The 24,584-nt window shown below is 53.0% G+C and carries 24 protein-coding genes and 3 tRNA genes; 14 read left to right on the top strand and 13 right to left on the bottom strand.

Annotated features, from left to right (window positions below; all coding sequences use genetic code 11):
- Both sodC and Q3V30_RS09375 read right to left on the bottom strand, forming a co-directional pair.
- On the bottom strand, nt 1-519 hold the full coding sequence (gene sodC, locus Q3V30_RS09380; RefSeq protein ID WP_306212667.1) for a superoxide dismutase [Cu-Zn] SodC: 519 nt from the start codon (nt 517-519) through the stop codon (nt 1-3).
- 118 nt (nt 520-637) lie between these two features.
- Entirely contained in the window at nt 638-877 is a 240-nt protein-coding gene (locus tag Q3V30_RS09375; protein ID WP_306212665.1) for a DUF1289 domain-containing protein, read from the bottom strand.
- 240 nt (nt 878-1,117) lie between these two features.
- On the opposite strand from Q3V30_RS09375, the gene eptA reads away from it, so the two are divergent.
- The 4 genes from eptA to rnt all read left to right on the top strand — a co-directional run bounded on the left by eptA (nt 1,118) and on the right by rnt (nt 5,399).
- Nucleotides 1,118-2,752, top strand: coding sequence for a phosphoethanolamine transferase EptA (eptA, locus tag Q3V30_RS09370; RefSeq protein WP_306212664.1), 1,635 nt, complete (start codon nt 1,118-1,120; stop codon nt 2,750-2,752).
- A 212-nt stretch (nt 2,753-2,964) separates the two neighbouring features.
- The gene (nemA, locus tag Q3V30_RS09365; RefSeq protein ID WP_306212662.1) at nt 2,965-4,068 is read left to right on the top strand and encodes an alkene reductase; all 1,104 of its coding nucleotides are present in this window, start codon (nt 2,965-2,967) and stop codon (nt 4,066-4,068) included.
- Between the two features lie 167 nt (nt 4,069-4,235).
- On the top strand, nt 4,236-4,643 hold the full coding sequence (gloA, locus tag Q3V30_RS09360) for a lactoylglutathione lyase (RefSeq protein ID WP_306212660.1): 408 nt from the start codon (nt 4,236-4,238) through the stop codon (nt 4,641-4,643).
- A gap of 105 nt (nt 4,644-4,748) precedes the next feature.
- Nucleotides 4,749-5,399 (top strand): ribonuclease T, encoded by a 651-nt coding sequence (gene rnt, locus Q3V30_RS09355; RefSeq protein ID WP_306212658.1) that lies wholly within the window; start codon nt 4,749-4,751, stop codon nt 5,397-5,399.
- 45 nt (nt 5,400-5,444) lie between these two features.
- On the opposite strand, the gene Q3V30_RS09350 is transcribed toward rnt, so the two are convergent.
- Nucleotides 5,445-5,783, bottom strand: coding sequence for a Grx4 family monothiol glutaredoxin (locus Q3V30_RS09350; protein WP_306212656.1), 339 nt, complete (start codon nt 5,781-5,783; stop codon nt 5,445-5,447).
- Nucleotides 5,784-6,155: 372 nt separating this feature from the next.
- Between Q3V30_RS09350 and Q3V30_RS09345 the strand changes: the two genes are divergently transcribed.
- Entirely contained in the window at nt 6,156-6,974 is an 819-nt protein-coding gene (locus Q3V30_RS09345) for a C40 family peptidase (protein WP_306212654.1), read from the top strand.
- A 38-nt stretch (nt 6,975-7,012) separates the two neighbouring features.
- Here the strand turns inward: Q3V30_RS09345 and cydH are convergent, their stop codons facing one another.
- On the bottom strand, nt 7,013-7,102 hold the full coding sequence (cydH, locus tag Q3V30_RS09340) for a cytochrome bd-I oxidase subunit CydH (RefSeq protein ID WP_306212652.1): 90 nt from the start codon (nt 7,100-7,102) through the stop codon (nt 7,013-7,015).
- Nucleotides 7,103-7,381: 279 nt separating this feature from the next.
- Here cydH and purR point away from each other — a divergent pair, with 279 nt between their 5' ends.
- The gene (purR, locus tag Q3V30_RS09335; RefSeq protein ID WP_306212650.1) at nt 7,382-8,407 is read left to right on the top strand and encodes an HTH-type transcriptional repressor PurR; all 1,026 of its coding nucleotides are present in this window, start codon (nt 7,382-7,384) and stop codon (nt 8,405-8,407) included.
- Between the two features lie 74 nt (nt 8,408-8,481).
- Here the strand turns inward: purR and punR are convergent, their stop codons facing one another.
- Nucleotides 8,482-9,396 carry a DNA-binding transcriptional activator PunR gene (punR, locus tag Q3V30_RS09330; RefSeq protein WP_306212648.1) on the bottom strand — a complete coding sequence of 305 codons (915 nt, stop codon included), beginning with the start codon at nt 9,394-9,396 and terminating at the stop codon, nt 8,482-8,484.
- 112 nt (nt 9,397-9,508) lie between these two features.
- On the opposite strand from punR, the gene punC reads away from it, so the two are divergent.
- Nucleotides 9,509-10,699, top strand: coding sequence for a purine nucleoside transporter PunC (gene punC, locus Q3V30_RS09325; RefSeq protein WP_306212647.1), 1,191 nt, complete (start codon nt 9,509-9,511; stop codon nt 10,697-10,699).
- A 298-nt stretch (nt 10,700-10,997) separates the two neighbouring features.
- A complete protein-coding gene (gene cfa, locus Q3V30_RS09320) occupies nt 10,998-12,146 on the top strand; it encodes a cyclopropane fatty acyl phospholipid synthase (protein WP_306212645.1) in 1,149 nt (382 codons plus the stop codon).
- Nucleotides 12,147-12,195: 49 nt separating this feature from the next.
- Here the strand turns inward: cfa and Q3V30_RS09315 are convergent, their stop codons facing one another.
- A complete protein-coding gene (locus tag Q3V30_RS09315; RefSeq protein ID WP_306212643.1) occupies nt 12,196-12,840 on the bottom strand; it encodes a riboflavin synthase subunit alpha in 645 nt (214 codons plus the stop codon).
- A 227-nt stretch (nt 12,841-13,067) separates the two neighbouring features.
- Here Q3V30_RS09315 and Q3V30_RS09310 point away from each other — a divergent pair, with 227 nt between their 5' ends.
- The 6 genes from Q3V30_RS09310 to Q3V30_RS09285 all read left to right on the top strand — a co-directional run bounded on the left by Q3V30_RS09310 (nt 13,068) and on the right by Q3V30_RS09285 (nt 17,163).
- Entirely contained in the window at nt 13,068-14,441 is a 1,374-nt protein-coding gene (locus tag Q3V30_RS09310) for an MATE family efflux transporter (RefSeq protein WP_306212641.1), read from the top strand.
- Nucleotides 14,442-14,592: 151 nt separating this feature from the next.
- Nucleotides 14,593-14,669, top strand: a tRNA-Val gene (locus Q3V30_RS09305).
- 4 nt (nt 14,670-14,673) lie between these two features.
- Nucleotides 14,674-14,750: transfer RNA gene (locus tag Q3V30_RS09300), tRNA-Val, on the top strand.
- A gap of 8 nt (nt 14,751-14,758) precedes the next feature.
- Nucleotides 14,759-14,835 (top strand) — tRNA-Val (locus Q3V30_RS09295).
- Between the two features lie 374 nt (nt 14,836-15,209).
- Nucleotides 15,210-16,622, top strand: a complete 1,413-nt coding sequence (gene pykF, locus Q3V30_RS09290) for a pyruvate kinase PykF (protein ID WP_306212639.1) — start codon at nt 15,210-15,212, stop codon at nt 16,620-16,622.
- A gap of 304 nt (nt 16,623-16,926) precedes the next feature.
- Nucleotides 16,927-17,163: a major outer membrane lipoprotein gene (locus Q3V30_RS09285; RefSeq protein ID WP_013201929.1), complete on the top strand. Its 237-nt coding sequence runs from the start codon at nt 16,927-16,929 to the stop codon at nt 17,161-17,163.
- 114 nt (nt 17,164-17,277) lie between these two features.
- Here the strand turns inward: Q3V30_RS09285 and Q3V30_RS09280 are convergent, their stop codons facing one another.
- The 7 genes from Q3V30_RS09280 to sufA form a co-directional block, all read right to left on the bottom strand.
- On the bottom strand, nt 17,278-18,312 hold the full coding sequence (locus tag Q3V30_RS09280) for a L,D-transpeptidase family protein (RefSeq protein ID WP_306212636.1): 1,035 nt from the start codon (nt 18,310-18,312) through the stop codon (nt 17,278-17,280).
- Between the two features lie 71 nt (nt 18,313-18,383).
- Nucleotides 18,384-18,806: a cysteine desulfuration protein SufE gene (gene sufE / locus Q3V30_RS09275; RefSeq protein WP_306212633.1), complete on the bottom strand. Its 423-nt coding sequence runs from the start codon at nt 18,804-18,806 to the stop codon at nt 18,384-18,386.
- Nucleotides 18,807-18,835: 29 nt separating this feature from the next.
- Nucleotides 18,836-20,056, bottom strand: coding sequence for a cysteine desulfurase SufS (gene sufS, locus Q3V30_RS09270; protein WP_306212631.1), 1,221 nt, complete (start codon nt 20,054-20,056; stop codon nt 18,836-18,838).
- Nucleotides 20,053-21,333, bottom strand: coding sequence for a Fe-S cluster assembly protein SufD (gene sufD / locus Q3V30_RS09265; protein WP_306212629.1), 1,281 nt, complete (start codon nt 21,331-21,333; stop codon nt 20,053-20,055). The genes sufS and sufD overlap by 4 nt, the downstream gene beginning before the upstream one ends.
- A complete protein-coding gene (sufC, locus tag Q3V30_RS09260) occupies nt 21,308-22,054 on the bottom strand; it encodes a Fe-S cluster assembly ATPase SufC (protein WP_306212627.1) in 747 nt (248 codons plus the stop codon). The genes sufD and sufC overlap by 26 nt, the downstream gene beginning before the upstream one ends.
- A gap of 57 nt (nt 22,055-22,111) precedes the next feature.
- Nucleotides 22,112-23,602 (bottom strand): Fe-S cluster assembly protein SufB, encoded by a 1,491-nt coding sequence (gene sufB, locus Q3V30_RS09255; RefSeq protein ID WP_306212625.1) that lies wholly within the window; start codon nt 23,600-23,602, stop codon nt 22,112-22,114.
- Between the two features lie 5 nt (nt 23,603-23,607).
- Nucleotides 23,608-23,982, bottom strand: a complete 375-nt coding sequence (gene sufA / locus Q3V30_RS09250; RefSeq protein ID WP_306212623.1) for a Fe-S cluster assembly scaffold SufA — start codon at nt 23,980-23,982, stop codon at nt 23,608-23,610.
- Nucleotides 23,983-24,584: the final 602 nt, after the last annotated feature.

Raw genomic sequence — 24,584 nt, 5'->3', positions numbered from 1 at the left:
TCAGATCACGCCGCAGGCGAAGCGGTCACCTCCGCCGCCCAGCGGTTTCGGCGTATCCGAATGATTATCGCCACCCATGTGGATCATCAACGCTTTTCCTTTAATTTCCGAGAGCTTTTTGATGCGTGGTGCCAGGACCGGATAGGTTGCCATGCCGTCGTTGGTCACAAACAGGGCGGGTAGATCGCCCAGGTGTCCATTCTGCCAGGGGCCAAGATGTTTACCCGATCCCGACGGGTCAAGATGTCCGCCAGCCGCCCCGGCCGGAACAATTTTGCCCTCTTTGCTTTGCGGTTCGCAGCTGCCTTTGGCGTGAACATGGAAACCATGAATGCCCGCCGGGAGGGCTTGCAGGGCTGGTGTGAAGGTGACGCCGTAAGGCGTCTCTTCCAGCGTCACGGTACCGATGCTCTCACCGGCTCCCTGTGGGGTAGCCAGCTTCATCTCAACTTTTTCACTGGCTGCCTGCGCAAAACAACCTGTTGCCAACAGCAGCGCCATCAGAGTCAAACGTTTCATACACTTTCCTTTTCGTCTCTTCCAGAGTGGAGTTTAAGCCTGGTAAGTTTCCGGGAAAATGCCTGTTAAATGCGCTTAATTGACCTTTATTTACCTGGCCATCACCTGACTGGCACGCTTAAAACAGCGAAGGCTGTTCCGGCTCATCAGGCACGTCCGTTTTGCCCGCACGCTGCAGACGAAGAAAGCGCTGACGGCAGAGGCGGATCACCTCCCGCTTTTGCGCATCGGTAAATTTCATCCAGTTGAAGCGCTCTTCGCGACTTCTGAGACAGCCGCGGCAGTAGCCGCGTTCGTCAGACTGACAAATCCCCCGACAGGGACTTGGCACCGGGAAAAACTCAAGTTGTTCTGCCACCGTCCCTCCTGAATTCAGGTCAGTCCCTTATTGAAGATCGGTTATTCCCCGACCGCAAGTATGAATGCTCTTTTTTTGCACCGCTGGCAGTCGCCAGTCCACTTCAGACCGGCCCCACACAGCGCTGGTTTGGCACTCGCGTCTATTTCCTGCGAGAGTTCGCATTGTTGAGCAGTGGTTAAGGTTTCACTAAGGTTACAACGCTAAGATTCTCGCAGAATTTATTTTTGACGGAACGCTATGAAACGCTTACTTAAGTTACGGTGTAACGAAAATGCTTTTAATCTTTATATCGCGCTTTTCTTTACGTTTATTCTGAACGCCCTCTTCCTGTTGCGGGCCTGGGAGACGATCCCTTACACCTCTGTTCATGATTACCTATTTGCTGCGACGCTGCCCGTTGTGCTGTTTTGTGCCTTCCTGATTATCTTCAGTGTGGCTGCTGTACCCTGGATCCGTAAACCCTTGCTAATCATTTTAGTGCTGGCCGGCGCTGCCGCGACCTATTTTATCTATAGTTTTGGCACGGTCATTGACACGAATATGATCCAGAATGTCTTTGAAACTGACGTTCAGGAAGCCACAGCGTTATTCAGCCTTCGTTATCTGCTGTGGATGGCAGTTTTAGGTATCGTGCCCGCCGTGCTGATTGCCACTACCAAAATTAACACTCATCGTCCCTGGTGGATGAATATAGCTATACGCGCCCTGACCGTAATGGCTGCGATAGCCGTGGTGCTGCTGGTAGCAGCGCTGTTCTATAAAGATTACGCCTCACTGATCCGTAATAACAAAGGGCTGGTCAAAATGATCACCCCGGTTAACGTGGTCAGCAGCGTGGGTCATTATGCAGATAACCGCTGGTTTGCCGGCGATCAGACGCTGGTGCGCATTGGTCAGGATGCGAAGAAAGGGCCGCTAATCAAGGCGGAAAAGAAAAAAACGCTGGTGGTCTTTGTGCTGGGTGAAACCGGCCGGGCAGAGAACTTTTCGTTAGGTGGCTATGCCCGGGAAACTAACCCTAAGCTGAAACAGGACAATGTTATCTACTATCAGAACGCCACCTCCTGCGGCACAGAGACCGCTATCTCTGTTCCCTGCATGTTCTCTAATATGCCGCGTGAACATTATGATGCCGGTCTGGCGCGTCACCAGGAGGGCGTGCTGGATGTCATGGCCCATGCCGGGGTAAACGTTTTGTGGCGTGAAAATGACGGCAGCTGTAAAGGTGCCTGCGATCGCGTGCCCCATACCGATATGACAAAGTGGAATGTCAGAGAGCTCTGTAAAAGTGACTACTGTCTGGATGACGTGCTGTTGCACCGTCTGGATAAATATATCGACAGCGTAAAAGATGACACGGTGATTGTGCTGCATCAGATGGGGAGTCACGGACCTGCCTACTATCTGCGTTATCCGGCGGCGATGCGCAAATTCACGCCAACCTGCGACAGCAATCAGATTCAGGACTGCGATCATCAGGCTTTAGTGAACACTTATGACAACTCGATCCTCTATACCGATGCTATGGTGGACAGCACCATCAGCCTGCTGAAGTCCCGCAGTGATAAATTTAATGTTGCTCTGGTCTATCTCTCTGATCACGGGGAATCGCTTGGGGAGCACGGCATGTATCTGCATGGCGCACCTTATCTGTTTGCCCCCTCTCAGCAGACGCACATTCCTTTCCTGCTCTGGATGTCGCCCGATTACGCCAGCGCCTTTGGCATCAGTCAGGCCTGTCTCCGCCAGGCTGCCAAAACCGAGGCAGTGTCACAGGACAATATCTTCCATACGCTGCTGGGAATGATGAATGTGCAAACCCGAGAGTATCAGCCAGCGCTGGATATGATCCGATCGTGCCAGGCGCAGTAGCCCAGTTTGTACCAGACCTGTCGGTCTGGTACGCTACCTGAACAGGCTGATTTTGCAGGCGCAAATGCGTTGCTTACGCTAAGCTTGCCCTGTCGGCAAACTTTCCGACAACGCACCTATGGTTAATGTCAGGCAGGAGATAACGCGTAGGCTGCCATCGCTACGTTAAAAAAAAGTCCTTTGTCTAGTCGACCGGTCTACCAGGAGAAATAATGGAATTGAAAAAGCTGTTCACCCCTTTGAAAACGGGTGCGATTACCGTTCCTAACCGCATTTTTATGGCCCCTCTGACCCGACTGCGCAGCATTGAACCGGGCGATATTCCTACTCCGCTGATGGGTGAATATTACCGTCAGCGTGCCAGTGCCGGACTGATCATCACTGAAGCGACGCAAATCTCTGCACAGGCTAAAGGCTATGCCGGCGCACCAGGTCTGCACTCAGCAGAGCAAATTTCAGCCTGGAAGGCGATCAACGCAGGCATTCACCAGGCGGGCGGCCACAGCGCCGTTCAGCTCTGGCACACCGGCCGTATTTCCCACACCAGCGTGCAGCCAGAGGGCAAAGCCCCGGTCTCCTCTTCTGCCATCAACGCAGAAACCCGTACTTCCCTGCGTGATGAGCAGGGGCAGGCAATACGCGAAGCCACTTCCACTCCCCGCGCGCTTGAAGTGGATGAGATTGCCGGGGTAGTTAATGATTTCCGTCAGGCGGTGAGCAATGCCCGTGAAGCGGATTTTGACCTGGTGGAGCTTCACTCCGCGCACGGTTATTTGATTCATCAGTTCCTCTCTCCTGCATCTAACCAGCGCACAGACAGCTATGGTGGCAGCATAGAAAACCGCACCCGCTTTGCTCTGGAAGTGGTTGATGCTGCCATTGCCGCCTGGAGCGCTGACCGCATCGGGATCCGCATCTCCCCGCTGGGTCCGTTCAACGGTCTGGATAATGGTGAAGATCAGGAAGCCGCGGCGCTCTACTACCTCACTGAGCTGGCGAAGCGTAATCTGGCCTATCTGCACATCTCCGAGCCTGACTGGGCCGGTGGTAAGCCTTACAGCGAAGCGTTCCGTAAAGCTATTCGTAGCGTCTACCCGGGCGTGATTGTGGGTGCCGGTGCCTATACCGCCGAAAAAGCGGAAGAGCTGATTGAAAAAGGGTTGATTGACGCAGCTGCCTTTGGCCGTGTTTATATCGCCAACCCGGACCTGGTTGAGCGGCTGCGTGAAAACGCCCCGCTTAATGCGCCGCGCCCTGAACTCTTCTACGGCGGCGGTGCAGAAGGCTATACGGATTATCCCTCTCTCGCCGGATAAAAGTAAACCAAGCTGCGTCCGGTGCGGCCTGTGAAGTTTTGATAAGCCTTACTGACAGTTATTTCCCCGGCAGGCAAAGCCTGCTGGTTACCCTGCCGGAAAATCATCGCTATACTTATTTTTATTACCCGTTATCGGATGATAACGTTTTTCACAAAGAGGATGTTATGCGCTTACTTCACACCATGCTTCGCGTTGGCGATCTGCAGCGTTCCGTTGATTTTTATACCAAAGTTTTGGGCATGCGCCTGCTGCGTACCAGCGAAAATACCGAATATAAATACACGCTTGCTTTTGTGGGTTATACCGAAGAGAGCGAAGGCGCGGTAATTGAGCTGACCTATAACTGGGGTCAGGAGAGCTACAATCTGGGCGACGCCTACGGTCATATTGCGCTGGGCGTGGATGACGTTGCGGCTACCTGCGATCGTATCCGTCAGGATGGCGGCAACGTAACGCGTGAAGCAGGCCCGGTTAAAGGCGGCACCACCATCATCGCCTTCGTAGAAGATCCCGATGGCTATAAAATCGAGCTGATTGAGAACAAGCATGCGGGTCACGGCCTGGGTGCCTGATTCTCCAGGGCGCCTTAAGGGCGCCCTTCTTCTCCCTTCCCCTGCTGCATCTCGCGGTGAAATTTGCCATAATGCGCGCTGCATTTTTTCGCCAATGAGATCCTGATGTCTGAATCGAACGAACTGAACGCCCTCAGCAGCCGTTTTCGCGGCTTTTATCCGGTAGTAATCGATGTGGAGACCGCCGGATTTGACGCGAAGACCAACGCGCTACTGGAAGTGGCTGCCGTTACCCTGAAAATGGATGAGAATGGCTGGCTGGAGAAAGACGAAACGCTCCATTTCCACGTTGAGCCGTTTGAAGGTTCTGTTCTGCAACCTGAAGCATTGGCTTTTAACGGCATTGATCCCTCTGACCCGCTACGCGGTGCAGTCAGTGAATATGAAGCCCTGCATGCCATATTTAAACTGGTGCGCAAAGGGATCAAAGATCGGGACTGCAATCGCGCCATTATGGTGGCGCATAATGCCACCTTTGATCTCAATTTTATGAATGCGGCCGCTGAACGGGCCGGTCTGAAACGCAACCCCTTCCATCCTTTCGTGACCTTTGACACGGCCGCGTTAAGCGGGCTGGTATTAGGGCAAACCGTACTGGCGAAAGCTTGTGCTGCGGCAGGGATGGCGTTTGACAGTAGTCAGGCGCATTCCGCTTTGTACGATACGGTGCAAACGGCCGATCTCTTCTGTGAGTTAGTGAACCGCTGGAAACGGCTGGGTGGCTGGCCGCTGCCCGTACCGGAAAGCGAAGCATAAAAAAAGGGCGAGGAATTTTCCTCGCCCTTTTACTTTCTGACTGGCTTATTCAGCGGTGTCAGAAGGGTATTTTTGTGCAGTTTCTTTGATCAGCTGCTGCAGTTCGCCCTGCTGATACATCTGAATGATGATGTCGCAACCGCCGACCAGCTCACCATCCACCCACAGCTGCGGGAAAGTTGGCCAGTTTGCATATTTAGGTAATTCCGCGCGAATTTCCGGATTCAGCAAAATGTCCACATAGGCGAAACGTTCGCCACAGGCTGACAGCGCCTGAACGGCCTGGGCCGAGAAGCCGCAGCTTGGCAGTTTCGGTGAACCTTTCATGTAGAGCAGAATCGGGTTTTCTGCTATCTGGCGCTCAATTTTCTCAACGGTACTCATAAATGGCTTCCTTAATCGGATACTTCGTGTCTATTTAGTGTAGCGACTCTCTCCGCACGATGAAAACGACATTTTACTGAGAGCATTTTCGGCGTCTGCGCCTCACAAGCCCAGGCGGATACATTAAAATAACATTTCCCTCTGATTATTGCAGCGCTGATGGCGGTAAACTGGATAAGGTTTGCGCAGATAACCAGCTGATTTGGCTTATTTTTACAGGTTTTACTTGTTCTGCATCATTGAAACAAAAAAGACCTTACCTTTTGTTAAACAGTTAGATTAGAATTGCCCAATGAGCCTGCTGCAAAGCAGATATCCCTGTTTTTGGCACGCTTTGGCCGCCGGTCGAAGCACAAACTGTTAATGGTAACGATGCGTTTACTCATCACCCTCTTTATGCTGGCGTTTGCTCAGCTCTTTTTTAATATGGCGCACGCATCGCCACACGCTCCCGTTAATGCTAATCATCATAAGACGGACGCCGGTACGCCAGCCCGGGAAGATGAGCGACGTAAACGCAGGCCGGTTAAAGCGAGCTCAACTAAAAAAGTGAAAGAGTCCACCAGCAAGAAATCCCGCTTAACCTCCGCTCCGAAGCTCAAGCTTAAAAAGAAAGCACCTCAGGCAACTGCCGCCGCTACCCCCAGCAGAGTTAACAAAAAAAGCGTTAATGAGGGTAAAAAACGTTACGGGCGTCACCGTGGTAAAGCCGCGCAGATGGAAGCGCTGACCGCCGATCTCGATTCGGCGCCGCTGAAGTTGAGCAAAGCTCACCGTGCCCGCTATCAGAAGGCGCGTGAAACCGCGATGAACAAACTGATGGGCCAGCTGGGTAAGCCTTATCAGTGGGGCGGAACCTCACCGAAAACCGGCTTCGACTGTAGCGGACTGGTCTGGTATGCCTATAAAGATCTGGTGAAATTTAAGATCCCCCGCACCGCTAATGAGATGTATCACCTGCGCGATGCCGCCTCAATCAAACGTGATGAGCTGGAAAAAGGGGATCTTGTCTTCTTCCGCATTAATGGCCGCGGCGCTGCCGATCATGTGGGCGTCTATCTGGGTGACGGTAAGTTCATTCAGTCCCCGCGCACCGGCAAGGATATCCAGGTCAGTGCGCTGGGCGAAGATTACTGGCAGCGCCACTATATTGGCGCCCGTCGGATGATGACGCCGAAAACCATTCGTTAAAAGTGATACAGGGGCCAGTTGCCTGGCCCCTGTTCAGACTAGTGCATGATGGCGGTAAAGCTGAACGCCATAATCATCGCCAGTGCGCAAACCGTGGTCAGTAGTGAGAACTTTAAATCGGTATCCATTTTTCTTCCTGAATAGCCCTACAGTTTATGGTGTTACCAATTTTCCCATACTTAGCGGTAAAAATCTCGTTTTCTCTGCTCAGCCTTGTTAGAATTCTTTTTTTGTTGCGCAACGCTCGCTTATCTTCACTGTTCTGCGGGTGACCACTCTTTTCCTTCCTGACGAATCCGACAGCAACATAAAAAAATGATTTAAGACGTCAGGTTTTATTCTTACCAGGCAAACGATTAACAACAGCCTTATCAACATGTTGAGATAAGCGCAGGAGTAGCTAGTTCATGGCAACAATTAAAGATGTGGCAAAACAGGCCGGGGTGTCGACCACCACCGTTTCCCACGTCATCAATAAAACCCGCTTTGTCGCCGAAGAGACGCGGGAGGCCGTCTGGGCTGCAATTAAATCGCTGCACTACTCCCCCAGTGCAGTGGCCCGTAGCCTGAAGGTTAATCACACCAGAACCATTGGTCTGTTAGCCACCTCCAGCGAAGCGCCCTATTTTGCCGAGATTATCGAGGCGGTGGAGAACTGCTGCTTCGCAAAAGGCTATACCCTGATCCTGGGCAATGCCCATAACGATCTGCAAAAGCAGCAGGCCTATCTGTCGATGATGGCGCAAAAGCGCGTGGATGGTCTGCTGGTGATGTGCTCAGAGTATCCCGATCCGCTGATCAGGATGCTGGAAGAGAACCGCAATATCCCGATGGTGGTAATGGACTGGGGCGAGTCCCGCGGTGACTTTACAGATACCGTGCTGGATAACGCTTTTGAGGGCGGCTATCTGGCCGGGCGCTATCTGATCGATCGTGGTCACCGCGATATCGGCGTGATCCCCGGGCAGATGGAGCGCAACACCGGCGGCGGTCGCCATGCCGGCTTCCTGAAAGCGCTAGCTGAAGCCAATATTACGCTGCGAAAAGAGTGGCTGGTGCAGGGTGATTTCGAACCGGAGTCTGGCTATCAGGCGATGCAGCAGATTTTGTCGCAAAAGCAGCGCCCGACGGCGGTCTTTTGTGGCGGTGACGTCATGGCCATGGGCGCAATTTGCGCTGCGGACGAAATGGGCCTGCGGGTCCCGCAGGATATATCGGTGATCGGTTATGATAACGTGCGCAACGCCCGTTACTTTACGCCAGCGCTGACTACCGTCCATCAGCCAAAAGAGCGTTTGGGCGAGACCGCCTTCGATATGCTGCTGGACCGCATCACCAGCAAACGGGAAGATCCGCAGACCATTGAGGTGCATCCTTCACTGATTGAACGTCGCTCGGTCGCCGACGGTCCTTTCCTGGATTACCGCCGCTAAACGACTTGTGCACCTCTCTCCTCCTGCAGCCAGGGGCATACTCTGCCCCTGGCCTGCGCTGTTTACCCGCTTTGTTATTCTTCCTCACGCAGCCATTCGCTGTTCAGCGTATCGCTTTCTCCCAAATAATCGAGTAGCCAGCTCAGCGCCGGTGAAGCCTGCTGTTCAGACCAGCTGACGCAGCAGGGACTGTCGGGAAAAGCGGCAGCAAGCTTAAGCTCGTGCAGCGTGCCCTGTTTCAACAGAGGCCGGGCAAAATGTCCCGGCACCATGCCCACGCAAAGCCCGGCTGACAGACAGTCGAAGGCGCTTTCCCAGTCCGGCACCACCAGCCGCCGCTGGTTATCCAGGGTCCAGGTTGTTCGCTTGGGGAGTGCCCGCGAGGTATCCTCCAGCACCAGCGAAGGCCACTCCCGGATCGCCTCTTCAATGATTACCTGCTCCTTGTGCTGCGCCAGAGGATGATCTGCCGCTACCACACAGCGCCAGTTCAGTGCTCCCATATCGCGAAAGGCAAAACGGCCGCCTACCGGAATAGCCTGAGTCGCCCCGATGGCCACATCAACCCGGCCATCGGCCAGCGCATCCCAGACACCATTGAACACCTCTGGCGAGAGATGCAGCTCCATATCCGGAAAGTGGCGATAGAAGTCCACCACCAGCTGGCGCGTGCGCTGTGGTTTGACTATCCGATCGACGGCAATGTTGATCTGTCCGCGCCAGCCGTTTGCCACCTGCTGACACTGCCGTCGGGTGGCGAGCATTTTTTTGATAACACTACGCCCTTCCTGCACAAATACCCGTCCCGCTTCGGTCAGCACCACATCCCGATGCCGCCGTTCAAACAGGGGAACCGCCAGCCACTCCTCCAGCTGCCGCACTGTATAGCTGATAGCTGAGGGGACCCGATGCAGCTCTGCCGCAGCTGCGGTGAAACTGCCGGAGCGTGCTACGGCATCAACGACTTCCAAAGCGTGTTCTGACCACATAACCTGCCTGCAAATTTTTTGGAGGGAACAGGCAAATATTACCGTTTCACAAGCTGATTGACACGCGATTACACTCTGCGGCGTTCGATTCATTACCCATAAAGAGAAAAAAATGCCTGGAAAAGGATTTATAGTTTACCTCGCGCTGCTCAGCGTTGCGGGTTTCCTCGCCACCGATATGTACCTGCCTGCTTTTATCGCTATGCAACAAGATTTGCAAACCAGCGCGGGCATCATCAGCGCCAGCCTCAGCCTGTTTCTGGCCGGTTTTGCCAGCGGTCAGCTGATCTGGGGGCCGCTGTCCGATCGTATTGGCCGTAAGCCCGTGCTGCTGATGGGCCTGAGCCTGTTTGCCATCAGCTGTGCCGCTATGTGGTGGGTTGAATCTGCTTCCCTGCTGCTGGCGCTTCGATTTGCGCAGGCCATCGGCATCTGTGCCGCCGCAGTGAGCTGGCAGGCGCTGGTGGTTGACCGCTATCCGGCCGCCCAGGCTAACCGCGTCTTTGCCTCTATTATGCCGCTGGTAGCCCTTTCGCCAGCGCTGGCTCCGCTGCTGGGTGCCTGGCTGCTTAACCACTTTAGCTGGCGGGCCATTTTTATCACGCTATTGCTGATTGCGGTTGCCCTGCTGATTTTTACTCTGTTTCTCAAATCGCCCCGTAAAGAGACAACGCAGGCAGCCAGTGAGAAGGTAAGTTTTATCAGCTTATTAAAATCCCCGGTCTACGGCGGTAACGTGCTGATCTACGCCGCCTGTTCAGCCAGCTTTTTTGCCTGGCTAACAGGGTCGCCCTTTATTCTTGGGGCTTTGGGCATGTCGCCTGGAGATATCGGCCTGAGCTACGTGCCGCAAACGCTCGCTTTCCTGATTGGCGGGTATGGCTGCCGTACGCTGCTGAAACACCTTGAGGGACGAGCGTTGTTACCCTGGCTACTGGCTCTTTATGGCGTCAGCATCCTCGCCTTCTTTATTGCCGCTCAACTGCCGGAACCTTCGCTGTATGCTTTGCTGCTACCTTTCTGCGGCATGGCGCTGGCGAATGGTGCGATTTATCCGATTGTGGTCGCCAATGCCCTGCTGCCCTTCCCCCAATCCAGCGGCAAGGCGGCTGCCCTGCAGAACACGCTACAGCTGGGTTTGTGCTGCATTGCCAGCCTGATTGTCTCGACCTTTATCACCAGCTCCCTGTTTACCACCTCGCTGGTCATGCTCTCCACTGTTGTTTTGTCAATAATCGGCTATATTTTACAGCGTGTGAAAGCGGAAGAGATGACTCTGGCTGGTGCGCACGGTGGACGCTAACAGGTTGAATTAATTGATTAGCACACTAACAATATTCCGTTGAATTATGCCTGACGTGAGCATATACTCATTTCAGGCAACATATAATAACAAGTATTTCGCAATTACTTAGAGTCCTGACAGGGCTGTCAGCATGCTATTCCGCGTGGCAATCGTTGCGCAACTCTGCAGGCATTCATATCAACCCTCTGTAACGCCGGATATCAGGCGTACGGTTATGCCGTGCGTGTTCTCAAATCCTGTAGAAATTGTCTATTCTATTTCTCAGGTTTCAATCACACAGGGTGATGGAGAAGCTATGAGTTCATCGTGTATAGAAGAAGTGAGCCTTGGAGAGAATCAGTGGTACCGAATCATCCAGGAAATGTTGCGCAATGCTGATATTGAGATCAACGGTACCCGTCCCTGGGATATCAAAATAACCAATCCTGACTTCTTCAAACGCGTTTTACAGGAAGGGTCACTTGGTCTGGGTGAAAGTTATATGGATGGCTGGTGGGAGTGCGAACGGCTTGATATGTTCTTTCACCGCGTCCTGCTGGCTAAACTCGATCAACAGCTTCCCCACCATTTCAAAGATACGCTGAGGATCGCCGCGGCCAGATTAACTAATCTGCAGTCACGTAAGCGTGCCTGGATTGTGGGCAAAGAGCATTACGATCTCGGGAATGACCTTTTCTCACTGATGCTCGATCCCTACATGCAATATTCCTGCGGCTACTGGAAAGAAGCGCAGACGCTGGAAGAGGCGCAGCAGGCTAAATTAAAAATGATCTGCGATAAGCTGCAGCTTGAGCCAGGCATGTCTCTGCTGGATATTGGTTGCGGCTGGGGCGGTCTGGCGGAGTTTGCCGCCAGAAACTATGGCGTGAGCGTATTCGGCGTGACTATTTCCGCCGAACAGCAAAAAATGGCCCAGCAGCGTTGTGAAGGGCTGGATGTCACTATTCTGCTGCAGGACTATCGCGATCTCAATCAACAGTTTGACCGTATTGTCTCGGTCGGCATGTTTGAACATGTGGGGCCAAAAAATTACGCGACCTATTTCGATGTGGTCAATCGTAATCTGAAACCTGACGGCATCTTCCTGCTTCATACCATCGGTGCCAATACTACTGATGAAAAAGTGGATCCGTGGATCAATAAATATATCTTCCCGAACGGCTGCCTTCCTTCAGTGCGTCATATCGCCGATGCGCAGGAACCCTATTTTGTCATGGAAGACTGGCATAACTTCGGCCAGGATTACGACACCACGTTAATGGCCTGGCATCAGCGTTTTCTGGCCGCCTGGCCGGAACTGGCAGAAAAATATGGCGAGCGCTTTAAGCGGATGTTTGTCTATTATCTCAACGCCTGTGCTGGCGCCTTCCGTGCGCGCGATATTCAGCTCTGGCAGGTGGTCTTCAGCCACGGCGTAGAGGGTGGTTTACGCGTTCCGCACTAATGAGATAAGGGACCAGAAGGGCCGACCAATGCTGTCGGCCCTTTTTTATCTATTGCTCTGAAGCAGCCGCAGCGAGTAAAGCGGCTTCCCGCTGAGCCAGTACCCGCTCAACAGTTTCTACTATCGCCTGAGTATGGGGATCGATCTCGATATTCACCCGATCGCCCAGCCGTTTTGTACCCAACGTGGTTCGGGCCAGCGTTTCTGGAATAAGGTGAACGCAGAATTTGGTTTTGGTGACTTCACCCACCGTGAGGCTGATGCCATCAATGCCAATAAAGCCTTTATGCAGAATGTATTTCATCTGCATTACATCCTGCGGCCTGAACCAGATTTCCCGGTTATTTTCTGAAGTCACTATTTTGCTGATTTCAGCGGTGGTCATAATATGGCCGGACATTAAGTGGCCACCAATTTCATCGCTGAATTTTGCCGCCCGCTCAACGTTTAAGGTATCACCCACTTTAAGATCACCAAGATTGGTAATCCGCAGCGTCTCTTTAACCAGATCAAAGCTTACCCGATCGCCCTGCACTTCCGTCACCGTAAGGCAGCAACCGTTATGAGAGACAGAAGCGCCTAATTCCAGACCGGGCAGCATCTCCGCCGGTAATTTAATAATATGGGTGCGAAAATTAGGTTTCTCTTCAATTGCCAGCACCTCAGCGGTGCCCTGCACAATACCGGTAAACATAGTTGTGGCCTCTGTATAAGAATTCTTGCTCTAGTTTGCCCTGGTCCCCCGATAAAACCAAATGCGATCCCGGGGATCTCGTGACATAACGAGCTATTCTTAACGCAGACGTTGGCTATTTTCTCTGCGAACATTACACTGTGCGGCCAGCCCTGCTTTTATATCGCAGAAATAGCGTTTTTTACTTTCGTAGTCTCTCTTTTTTCCGTTAACCAATAGGTGTATGTGTGCAGAAGTACCTTACAGAAGCGCGTCAATTATTAGCGCTGGCAATCCCGGTGATCCTTGCGCAGGTTGCGCAAACGGCTATGGGTTTTGTCGATACCATTATGGCCGGCGCAGTGAGCGCCACGGACATGGCCGCCGTAGCCGTAGGCACCTCAGTCTGGTTGCCTGCCATTCTCTTCGGTCATGGTCTGATATTGTCACTGACTCCAGTGGTTGCGCAATTTAACGGCTCCGGTCGGCGCGATCGCGTAGCTTTCCAGGTTCGTCAGGCCTACTGGCTGGCGGCGATGGTTTCTGTTGTCATCATGGTGCTGCTCTACAACGCCGGTTATCTGATCCGCTCTATGCAAAATATCGATCCCCATATGGCAGATATTGCCGAAGGGTATCTTCATGCGCTGCTCTGGGGGGCGCCAGGCTATCTCTTCTTCCAGGTAGCGCGCAATCAGTGCGAAGGTCTTTCCAAAACGAAACCCGGCATGGTAATGGGGTTTATTGGCCTGCTGGTTAATATCCCGGTTAACTATATCTTTATTTACGGCCATTTTGGCATGCCTGCCCTGGGCGGCGTTGGCTGTGGCGTGGCTACCGCTTCCGTCTACTGGGTGATGTTTATCGCCATGAAATATTGGGTGGGCCGTGCCCGTTCGATGCGTGATATCCGCGTGGCTGGCCGTTTCAGCCCGCCGGACACCGCTATTCTTTGGCGTTTATTTAAGCTGGGTCTGCCCGTTGCACTGGCGCTCTTTTTCGAAGTCACGCTGTTTGCCGTGGTGGCCTTGCTGGTCTCGCCGATGGGCATTGTGCAGGTTGCCGGACATCAAATCGCCCTGAACTTCAGCTCTTTGATGTTTGTTTTGCCGCTCTCACTGGGCGTGGCTACCACTATCCGCGTGGGTTACAGGCTTGGACAGGGATCTACCGAAGCGGCAAAAGTTTCCGCCTGGACGGCACAGGCCGTGGGCGTTTCGCTGGCCATGATGACGGCTATTTTCACCGTGACGTTCCGTGAACATATTGCTCACCTCTATACGGACAACCCTGAAGTGATTGCTCTGGCGGCTCATCTGATGCTGCTGGCCGCTATCTATCAGTTTTCTGATTCAATACAGGTTATTGGCAGCGGAATTTTGCGCGGCTACAAAGATACCCGCTCTATTTTCTTTATCACCTTTATCGCCTACTGGGTGCTGGGTCTGCCCAGCGGATACATTCTGGCGCTGACGGACTGGGTGGTGCCACGGATGGGGCCGGCGGGTTTCTGGACCGGTTTCATCATCGGCCTGACCTCGGCGGCAATAATGATGGTCTGGCGGATATTGCGCCTGCAACAGAAGCCAGCCGGGATCATTCTGGCACGCGCAGCGCATTAATTTTTCGAAATTTTTAACGACGCCATGTTCAAAATTGCTGCGCTTCGCACAGTTGCGCAGCAGTCGGGAAGAAAAAAACAGATTTCCGCTTGCCAGGCGTAGAGGCTGTCGTTAATATTCGTCCCCGCTGTTACCAAGACAGCAAACAGATGCGTTCTTAGCTCAGTTGGTTAGAGCACCACCTTGACATGGTGGGGGTCGGAGGTTCGAGTCCTCTAGAACGCACCACAGTGCGTCCGTAGCTCAGTTGGTTAGAGCACCACCTTGACATGGTGGGGGTCGGTGGTTCGAGTCCACTCGGACGCACCAAAATTAAAGCGTTCTTAGCTCAGTTGGTTAGAGCACCACCTTGACATGGTGGGGGTCGGAGGTTCGAGTCCTCTAGAACGCACCATCCTGCACGCTTCTGAAAAATCTCCCTGCTCCCTTTTTGATGCGCAACAAGCTGATCTGCCGCAACCTTTGCTGCATTGCCCGCTGCTTTTTAATTGGTTTTCGCGCACTTAACGACTATAATACGGAACGTTGTTTCACTTGAATGGTTTCAGCGTATGGTTGACCCTTTAGCAAAAACGATAGCTTGTTGCGCAACGCATTCCTGCGCGCGCGCTGAAACCGCGTCTCAACTTCCCCTGCACGCTTTAGCACCGTCACCTATTCTTATTCTGTATCGCAGTTTGCCAGTCAGGCACGAATTCTTATCCGGCGCTCACTCAGGCTCCGGGATCTCGCTTTTCTCATCCATCACAACTTAATAGAAAACTCGTCATGAAAAAGACCAAGATTGTTTGTACTATCGGTCCAAAAACCGAATCCGAAGAAATGTTAACCAACCTGCTTGATGCAGGCATGAACGTAATGCGCCTTAACTTCTCCCACGGCGATTACGAAGAGCACGGTAAACGTATCTCGAATCTGCGTGCCGTGATGAGCAAAACCGGACATCAGGCGGCTATCCTGCTGGATACCAAAGGCCCTGAAATCCGTACCATGAAGCTGGAAGGCGGCACCGATGCCTCCCTGAAAGCGGGTCAGACCTTTACCTTCACTACCGATCAGTCGGTTATTGGTAACAATGAACGCGTTGCCGTGACCTACGCTGGCTTAACCGCTGACCTGAAAGTGGGTAATACCGTGCTGGTGGATGACGGTCTGATCGGTATGGAAGTGACCGAAGTAACCGAAAATACCGTGGTCTGTAAGGTACTGAATAACGGTGACCTGGGCGAGAATAAGGGCGTTAACCTGCCTGGCGTCTCTATCCAGCTGCCGGCACTGGCGGAAAAAGACAAGCGCGACCTGATCTTTGGTTGCGAGCAGGGCGTGGATTTTGTAGCCGCCTCGTTTATCCGTAAGCGTTCTGACGTGCTGGAAATCCGTGAGCACCTTAAGCAGCACGGCGGCGAGCACATCCAGATCATCTCTAAAATCGAAAACCAGGAAGGCCTGAACAATTTCGACGAAATCCTTGATGCGTCCGACGGCATCATGGTTGCTCGTGGCGATTTGGGCGTTGAGATCCCGGTTGAAGAGGTGATCTTCGCGCAGAAGATGATGATCAAAAAATGTAACCGCGCCCGCAAAGTGGTGATTACCGCCACGCAGATGCTCGATTCCATGATCAAAAACCCGCGCCCTACCCGTGCAGAAGCTGGCGACGTTGCCAACGCCATTCTGGACGGTACCGATGCGGTCATGCTCTCTGGTGAGAGCGCCAAAGGGAAGTACCCGCTGGAATCAGTGACCATCATGGCCACCATCTGCGAGCGTACTGACCGCGTAATGAAGAGCCGTATCGACTCTCAGCACGACAATCGTAAAATGCGTATCACCGAAGCAGTGTGTCGCGGCGCGGTTGAAACGGCCGAAAATCTGGAAGCTCCGCTGATTGTAGTGGCGACCGAAGGCGGTAAATCAGCCAAGTCGGTACGTAAATACTTCCCTAACGCCACTATTCTGGCTTTAACCACCAATGAGCAGACCGCCCGTCAGCTGCTGTTAAGCAAAGGCATCATTACTTCTGTAGTGAAGGAAATTGCGTCTACTGACGATTTCTACCGCCTGGGTAAAGAAGCTGCGGTAGCCAGCGGCTATGGTCAGAAAGGCGACGTGGTGGTGATGGTTTCTGGTGCATTAGTGCCAAGTGGAACCACAAATACCGCCTCTGTGCACGTGCTGTAATAGAAGATTACGCCTTGTAGTTAAAAAGCGCCTTAAAGGGCGCTTTTTTTACAACTGTGTTAAAGACTTTTCTTAAAATTTCCAATCGAATTTAACGATTCAATTTTTATTATCTGAAGATCACTCCAATTAAAGTCGCCTGTTTTCGCTAATTTTTTTGTGGAAAAGTGGAAAGACGGTGCATCTTTGAGCGAACGATCAAAATTAAGCACTTTCTCATCAAAAATTTATTCTCATTAGAAAAAACTTTGTGTAATACTTGTAACGCTACATGGAGATTAACTTAATCTAGAGGGTATAAATAATGAATCGTACTAAACTGGTACTGGGCGCGGTAATCCTGGGTTCAACTTTGCTGGCTGGCTGTTCAAGCAACGCTAAAATCGATCAGCTGTCTACCGACGTGCAGACTCTGAACGCTAAAGTTGACCAGCTGAGCAACGACGTGAACGCAATGCGTTCTGACGTTCAGGCTGCTAAAGATGACGCAGCTCGCGCTAACCAGCGTCTGGACAACCAGGCTCACTCTTACCGTAAGTAAGAGTTCTGGTTTTGAAAATGGCGCACATTGTGCGCCATTTTTTTGTCCCCTGTTTCTGGTTACGCCCTTCTCTCCCTTATACTCACCTTTGCACGTCGCTATAACGCATCAGAATCAATTCTGCGGGCTTTCGCCTTCCGCCTGAGTAATTGTGGCCGATTGTGCCTGCGGCGCTTCAGAATCGCTCTGCTGCAGGATAGCGGGCAACGCGTTGTGATCGGTTACTGGTTCTCCCTGGCTCACGATCACCGGCATGCCGGAACGTCGCTCCATGACCTGCTTAATCATCTCTGCATCGCTCTTGTCGCTCTGTACAAACTTTTTGCCGTTAGCGGTCAGCTTAATCGGCATGGTCTGCGGATCGTCCTTTTCACTGTACGACAGCGGCTGGTGAACTTCGAGATAGCGCTTACCATCAGGCTCTACAGCATACTTCAGCGGCTGATTAATAATCTGCACCCGGGTACCCTTCGGCACGCTGTTGAACAGCGCCTCAATGTCGTCAGGCCGCAGACGGATACAGCCGGAGCTGACGCGCATACCGATGCCAAAGTCCGCATTGGTGCCGTGGATCAGATAATGGCCCTGACCATAAGCCAGACGCATGGCATACAGTCCCATTGGGTTATCTGGCCCGGCAGGCACGGTCACCGGCAGGGTCTTACCTTCGGCGGCATAGCGCTTGCGGATATTGGGTGTGGGTGTCCAGGTAGGATTAGGGATTTTCTGGCTGACGCTGGTCACCATGGCCGGCGTGTTCGCCCCAAGCTGGCCGATACCGATAGGATAGACAATGACCTTATTCTGATCCTTCGGATAGTAGTAGAGTCTGAGCTCAGCAACGTTTACTACAATCCCCTCCCGTTTGGTATCCGGCAGCAGCATCTGCGTGGGAATAGTTAGCTGGCTTCCCGCTTTCGGTAACCAGGGATCGGTTCCCGGGTTAGCCTCCAGCATGCCTAGCAGGCCAATTTTGTAGTGTGCGGCCACAGCTTCCAGCGAACGCCCATCCGCCGGAACGGTGTAAGTGGTGTTCTCGCCAATTAAGCGGCTGTTTTCTGCAGGCAGGGGGTACTCCGTAGCGCTGGCATAATGCGTGGAGGTCAGGATGGTAAAGAAAAGTACGGCAAGAGCAGACAACGATTTCATGCGAATTTCCCGTTCAGACTGATGAAACTTCCCGCCAGCGAAGCGGGAAGCCTGTCGGGAAGTGTAGCAACTCAGTTCTGAGAAAGAACCTGGGCTTTATGACGGATGGCGCGGATCATCGCTTCCAGCCCCTGGGAGCGGGAAGGCGTAAGGTGCTGAGTTAGCGCCAGCTGTTCAAACCAGGGACGCACATCAAAGGCCAGAATTTCGGCCGGCGTCATCCGCTGGTAAAGGACAAAAACGACTGCAATCAACCCTTTAACAATGGCCGCGTCGCTGTCACCGCGCAGGACAACGCGCCCCTCTTCATCGGTCTCCATCAGGATCCACACCTGGCTCTGACAGCCTGATACGATATTTTCGGGCTGATGAAGGGATTCAGACAATTCTGGCAGCATCGCCCCCAGTTCAATAACGTAAAGGTACTTCTCTTCCCAGTTAGCGCAACGGGTAAAGTTACGCACCAGTTTCTCTTTCTCTGGCAATGACGCCATTGGTGCCTCCGGTAGCCGCCGGGCGAAAATCAGCCCAGCAGACGGTGTATACGTGTCAGACCTGCCGCCAGGCGGTCGGCCTCTTCTTCGCTATTATACAGAACGAAGGAGGCACGGCACATTGCTGACACGCCGTAGTGATTCATTAACGGCATAGCGCAGTGGTTACCGGTGCGAATAGCAATACCATACTGATCGAGGAAGCTGCCCACGTCATAAGCGTGATGCTTGCCCAGATTGAAGGCGATTACGCCAGCTCGCTGTTTCGGGCCATATATAACCAGATCGGGCACCGAGGCGAGCTTGTCGAGCGCATAACGCATCAGCGACTGCTCACGCTCATGAATAACGTCCAGATCGAGCGCTGAAATCCAGCTGAGGGCCGCGCCCAGACCGACGATGCTGCCGGTATTGGGAGAACCCGCCTCAAAGCGCCATGGCGCTGCGGCATAGGTTGTTCCGGCCGTCAGGCTGACGGTGGCGATCATCGACCCGCCGCCTTCCCACGGCGGCATCTGATCCAGCATCTCTTTACGACCGTAAAGAATACCGATACCGGAGGGGCCATAAATTTTATGGCCCGAGAAAGCATAAAAATCGCAGCCCAGATCCTGGACATCCACTTTCTCATGCATCACGGCCTGTGCGCCGTCAATCAGCGTGGCAACGCCGGCCGCTCTCGCCTGCGCGACAATCTCTTTCACCGGGTTGATGGTGCCAAGCACATTCGACACCTGCGTCAGCGCCAGCATACGAGTACGGCTGTCGATAAGCTGAGGCAATGCGGAGAGGTCAAGCTCGCCCGTTTCCGTCAGGGGAATATAGCGAATTTCCGCACCGGTGCGTTCGGCCACCATCTGCCAGGGAACAATATTGGCGTGATGCTCCATTTCGGTGATAATAATATTATCACCCGCCTGAAGCTGCCTGCCGCCCCAGCTGTTGGCCACCAGGTTTATCGCCTCGGTAGTCCCTTTAACAAAGACAATCTCTTCTGGCGATGCCGCATTCAGGAAACGTGCAGCCTGAGCCCGCACGTTTTCCATATCAGTGGTCGCTTCCGCACTCAGGGTATGAATACCCCGGTGCACGGCGGCGTAGCCATGCTGATAAAAATGGCTCTCTGCATCAATGACCGCCTGCGGCTTTTGCGCGCTGGCGGCGCTGTCGAGGTAGGCCAGCGGTTGGCCATTTACTTCTCGCGCCAGAACAGGAAATTGAGCCCTGACGCGTGTCAGGTCAAAACTCATTTAATGCCTCCGGGAAAGCGTTGTGCAATACGCTGCATCACCGCTTCTTTCAGTACCTCATCCGTGATCGCTTCAGTCAGCTCTGCGGCAAAGGCGTAGATAATCATGCGCTGGGCAGACTCCTCGCCAATCCCACGAGCGCGCAGGTAGAACATCTGCTCATCGTCGATGCGGCCAATGGTGGCGCCGTGGCTGCACTTCACGTCATCGGCGTAGATTTCAAGCTGCGGCTTGGTATCCACTTCAGCAAGACGACCCAGCAACAGATTGTTGTTGTTCATCTGACCATCGGTTTTCAACGCGTGCTTCGCTACCTTGATCATGCCGTTAAACACTGCACGGGCTTTATCACGGACGATAGTTTTATGCAGCTGACGGCTCTGGCAATACCCTTTGTTATGCTCAAGGTAAGTCCGGCTGTCGCACACTTCTTTCTCAACCGGCAGCATCAGGCTGTTGATGCCCAACTCGGTGCCTTCGCCATTAAGCTGCACGCTGGTATTGTGACGAGTCAGGCCCGCACCCAGCAGGAAGCTGTGGCTTTTCACATTGGCGTCGCGTTCGATAACGAAATCGTTATGCGCAAAGTGATAGCTGCTGTTGTGTTCGAATGCCAGCTTGTAGTGCCTGAGCTGGGCATTGTTGCCCACGGTTGTCGTCAGGCGAGAGCCGGTAAAGTGGTTGGCGTCGTTCAGGCTGACGTAATGTTCAATGACTGTCGCCTCTGCCCCTTCATCAAGCTGCAAATGATGGCGATAGTGGGAGGTGTTCATCCCGACTTCTGCGCTGCTGCTGATGTGCAGCATATAGATGGCCCGTGGGGCAGATTTACCGCGTGCCAGATGCAGCGTGGTCACCTCTTCCGCCAGGCTTTCCGTCAGATGAAGGAAAACTTCAGGCTGAACCGGCGCGCTGGTTTCGCGGCGCTGCGCGGCCTGCGTAACCGTAATATCAAACAGATCGAAGGTGTTGTCGCTCAGCGCAGCGTTAAAGCGCCCGTCCACAAAGATCAGTCTGACCGCGTCGATCTCCAGCGCCAGCCCTTTAACCTGCTCAGCAGTTACCGAAGCGGCTTTATCCGCCACGAACTGGTGATCAAAAAGCCCTTCCAGCGGAGTATATTTCCAGTTTTCCTGCTTGCGCCCGGGCAGCCCTAAGCGCAGCACCTGCTGCCAGTGCTGCTGAGCCTGCAGAGAGCGGTTCTCGCCCTGGGTTTCAAACAAGTGATGCCACTGCTGCAGGGCATGATCACTATTCCTGGTCGGTAAGCCAGCCATAGCCTTGCTCCTCCAGTTGTTTCACCAGCGAGAAGTCGCCTGACTTAACGATTTTGCCCTGATAGAGCACATGCACGAAGTCCGGCTTGATGTAGTCCAGAATGCGCTGATAGTGGGTAACGATAATGAACGCGCGCTTGCCGTCACGCAGCGTGTTAACGCCGTTGGCAACCGTTTTCAGCGCATCGATGTCCAGACCGGAGTCGGTTTCATCCAGAATGCACAGCTCAGGCTCTAATGCCGCCATCTGCAGAATATCGTTACGCTTTTTCTCGCCGCCGGAGAAGCCGACGTTGACCGAACGGGTCAGCAAATCTTCAGGCATTTTCAGCAGCTGAATTTTATCTTCAATGAAGTCCTGAAAATCAAAACGATCCAGCGCTTCCTGTTCACGGTATTTGCGTACCGAGTTAACGGCAGTTTGCAGGAAGAACTGGTTGCTGACGCCCGGGATCTCTACCGGGTACTGGAAGGCCATAAAGATCCCTTCGCCCGCGCGATCTTCCGGGGAGAGCTCCAGTAAATCTTTACCTTTGAAGCTGACTGAACCGCCGGTGATCTCATACTCTTCGCGACCTGCCAGCGTGGCAGAGAGCGTACTTTTGCCGGATCCGTTCGGGCCCATAATGGCGTGAACTTCACCCGCTTTTACCTCAAGATCCAGCCCACGCAGGATCTCTTTGTCTTCAATGCTAACCTGTAAATCTTTGATACTTAACATAGTGTTTCCCTGGCAGTGCTGTCCGGCACTGCGCTGAATGACCGTAAGCGCGGGGGGTTAGCCCACGCTGTGTTCAAGGCTGATCGCCAGCAGTTTCTGCGCTTCCACCGCGAATTCCAGCGGCAGCTCAGAGAAGACATCCTTACAGAAGCCGTTCACAATCATGGAGATAGCATCATCTTCGCTGATCCCACGCTGCAGGCAGTAGAACATCTGATCTTCACCAATTCTGGAGGTGGTCGCTTCATGCTCCAACTGAGCAGTGTTGTTGCGCACCTCAACGTACGGGAAGGTGTGGGCGCCGCAGTCGGCACCAATCAGCATCGAGTCACACTGGGTGAAGTTTCGCGCGTTGGTTGCCGTAGGCATGATTTTTACCAGGCCACGGTAGGTATTCTGGCTTTTCCCGGCTGAAATCCCTTTGGAGATGATGGTCGACTTGGTGTTTTTACCAATGTGGATCATCTTGGTGCCGGTATCCGCCTGCTGATGGCCGCTGGTCAACGCTACGGAGAAGAACTCACCCACCGAATTGTCGCCACGCAGGATAACGCTTGGGTATTTCCAGGTGATCGCTGAGCCAGTCTCAGACTGCGTCCAGGACATCTTGCTGTTTTCACCTTCGCACAGCGCGCGTTTGGTCACGAAGTTCAGAATACCGCCTTCAGACTCGCCGCCGGAGAACCAGTTCTGTACGGTGGAGTACTTCACTTCCGCATCTTTATGGATGATGACTTCAACCACCGCCGCATGCAGCTGGTAGGTGTCACGCACCGGAGCAGAACAGCCTTCGATGTAGCTGACATAGCTGCCTTCATCGGCAATCAGGATGGTACGCTCGAACTGACCTGTTTTCGCCGCATTGATACGGAAATAGGTAGAGAGCTCCATCGGGCAGCGAACCCCTTTCGGGATATAGACAAAAGTCCCGTCAGAGGCCACGGCAGAGTTCAGCGCCGCAAAGAAGTTGTCGTTAGCGGGCACCACGGTACCCAGATACTGTTTAACCAGTTCCGGATGATCGTGGATGGCTTCACCAAATGAGCAGAAGATGATCCCCTGCTCTGCCAGCTTGCCACGGTAAGTAGTAGAGACTGACACCGAGTCAAAGATGGCATCCACAGCGACTTCCTGACCTTCACGAACCGGTACGCCGAGCTGTTTAAAGGCGTTCTCCACTTCTTCAGTCAGGTAGTTCGCAGGGGTCGATCCCGAAGCCTGTTGCGCGCCGGGTTCAGAGGCGCAACTGTCATCACAGTTGCCGCACGACGGCGCTGAATAGTAACTATAATCTTGATAGTTAAGCGATTTATAGTTAGCTTTCAGCCAGTGCGGCTCTTCCATCTCCAGCCACGCCGCATACGCCTTCAGGCGGAATTCAAGCATCCACTCTGGCTCGTTACGTTTGGCTGAGATAGCACGCACAACGTCTTCGCTGATGCCGTGTTCAAACTCTTCGGTCTGCAGCTGAGTGAAGAAACCTTCTTTGTATTTCTGGTTTCCTTCCCAGACCTGCACATCATCCGATGTATCAGTGTTTCGGGACATAAATTTTACTCAACGCCAAAGCTCTCACCACAGCCACAGGCGTGTTGAGCTTTAGGATTATTAAATTTGAAAATCTGGTTCAGACCTTCACGGACGAAATCCACTTCAGTACCGTCGATGAAAGGCATGGCCTGCAGGGGCACATAGAGATGTGCGCCCTGGTTGGTGAAGACCAAATCATCGTCGGCGGGCTCTTTCACCAAATCCATGGTGTAGCCGAAACCGGCGCAGCCCGACGTTTTCACGCCGAGCTTCAGGCCTTTCACATGAGGGTCATTGCCCGCTAGCGCAATGATCTGTTTTGCGGCGCTGTCAGTGAGCGTCAGTCCTTTCCAGACATAGTCGTCGGGAGAAAAAGAAGCCGTAGTTGCTGATGGCATAACATTACCTCGTGAGTCGATAGCCCTGTGGGCTAATACCTCTATGTTAGTGATAATGAATATCGCTTCAACCTCTTGTTTTGCAGGGATTAAGGCCAAACGGGGTTTTTCGGCCCTCTTTATTGAGTTTAGACCCTGTAAGAAGGAATGCGATCGGTGTCACGCGTCGATTTAACGAAATGGTAACACATTGAAAACAGGTCAGTAAATCCAGCCGCGAAAATGCTAAACAGGAATAATACTCATTTTACCTCTTTCAGCTGCGCCAATTATCGTTATTACCAATTTTTCTGAGAGGCAGCATTTATGGGTAAAAATAATTGCCAGCGCCGTTGAATATTATGCCAGTTACTCTATGATAATGATTATCATTAACGAGCAGACCGTGACATGGCGCTTTCGATAAACGCCTGGCTACAACAGAAAATTGATCAATACAGGTACTCAATCCGCGATATCACCGTTGATGACTACATGGCGCAAGCCAGACTAAAACGCCTGGTGCACCATCGGGGAGCTGCGTAAATTTAATGATCCTGCCCTCAGCGGAGAGCAGAATTAAGCAACAAGACTCCAGAACGACTTCGTTAAGCACGCGTCCT

The sequence above is a fragment of the Erwinia pyri genome (genome assembly GCF_030758455.1).
In the GTDB taxonomy this organism is placed as follows: domain Bacteria; phylum Pseudomonadota; class Gammaproteobacteria; order Enterobacterales; family Enterobacteriaceae; genus Erwinia; species Erwinia pyri.
The sequence above is the reverse complement of the archived record's forward strand: the minus strand, read 5'-3'. Positions and strand labels throughout refer to the sequence as shown.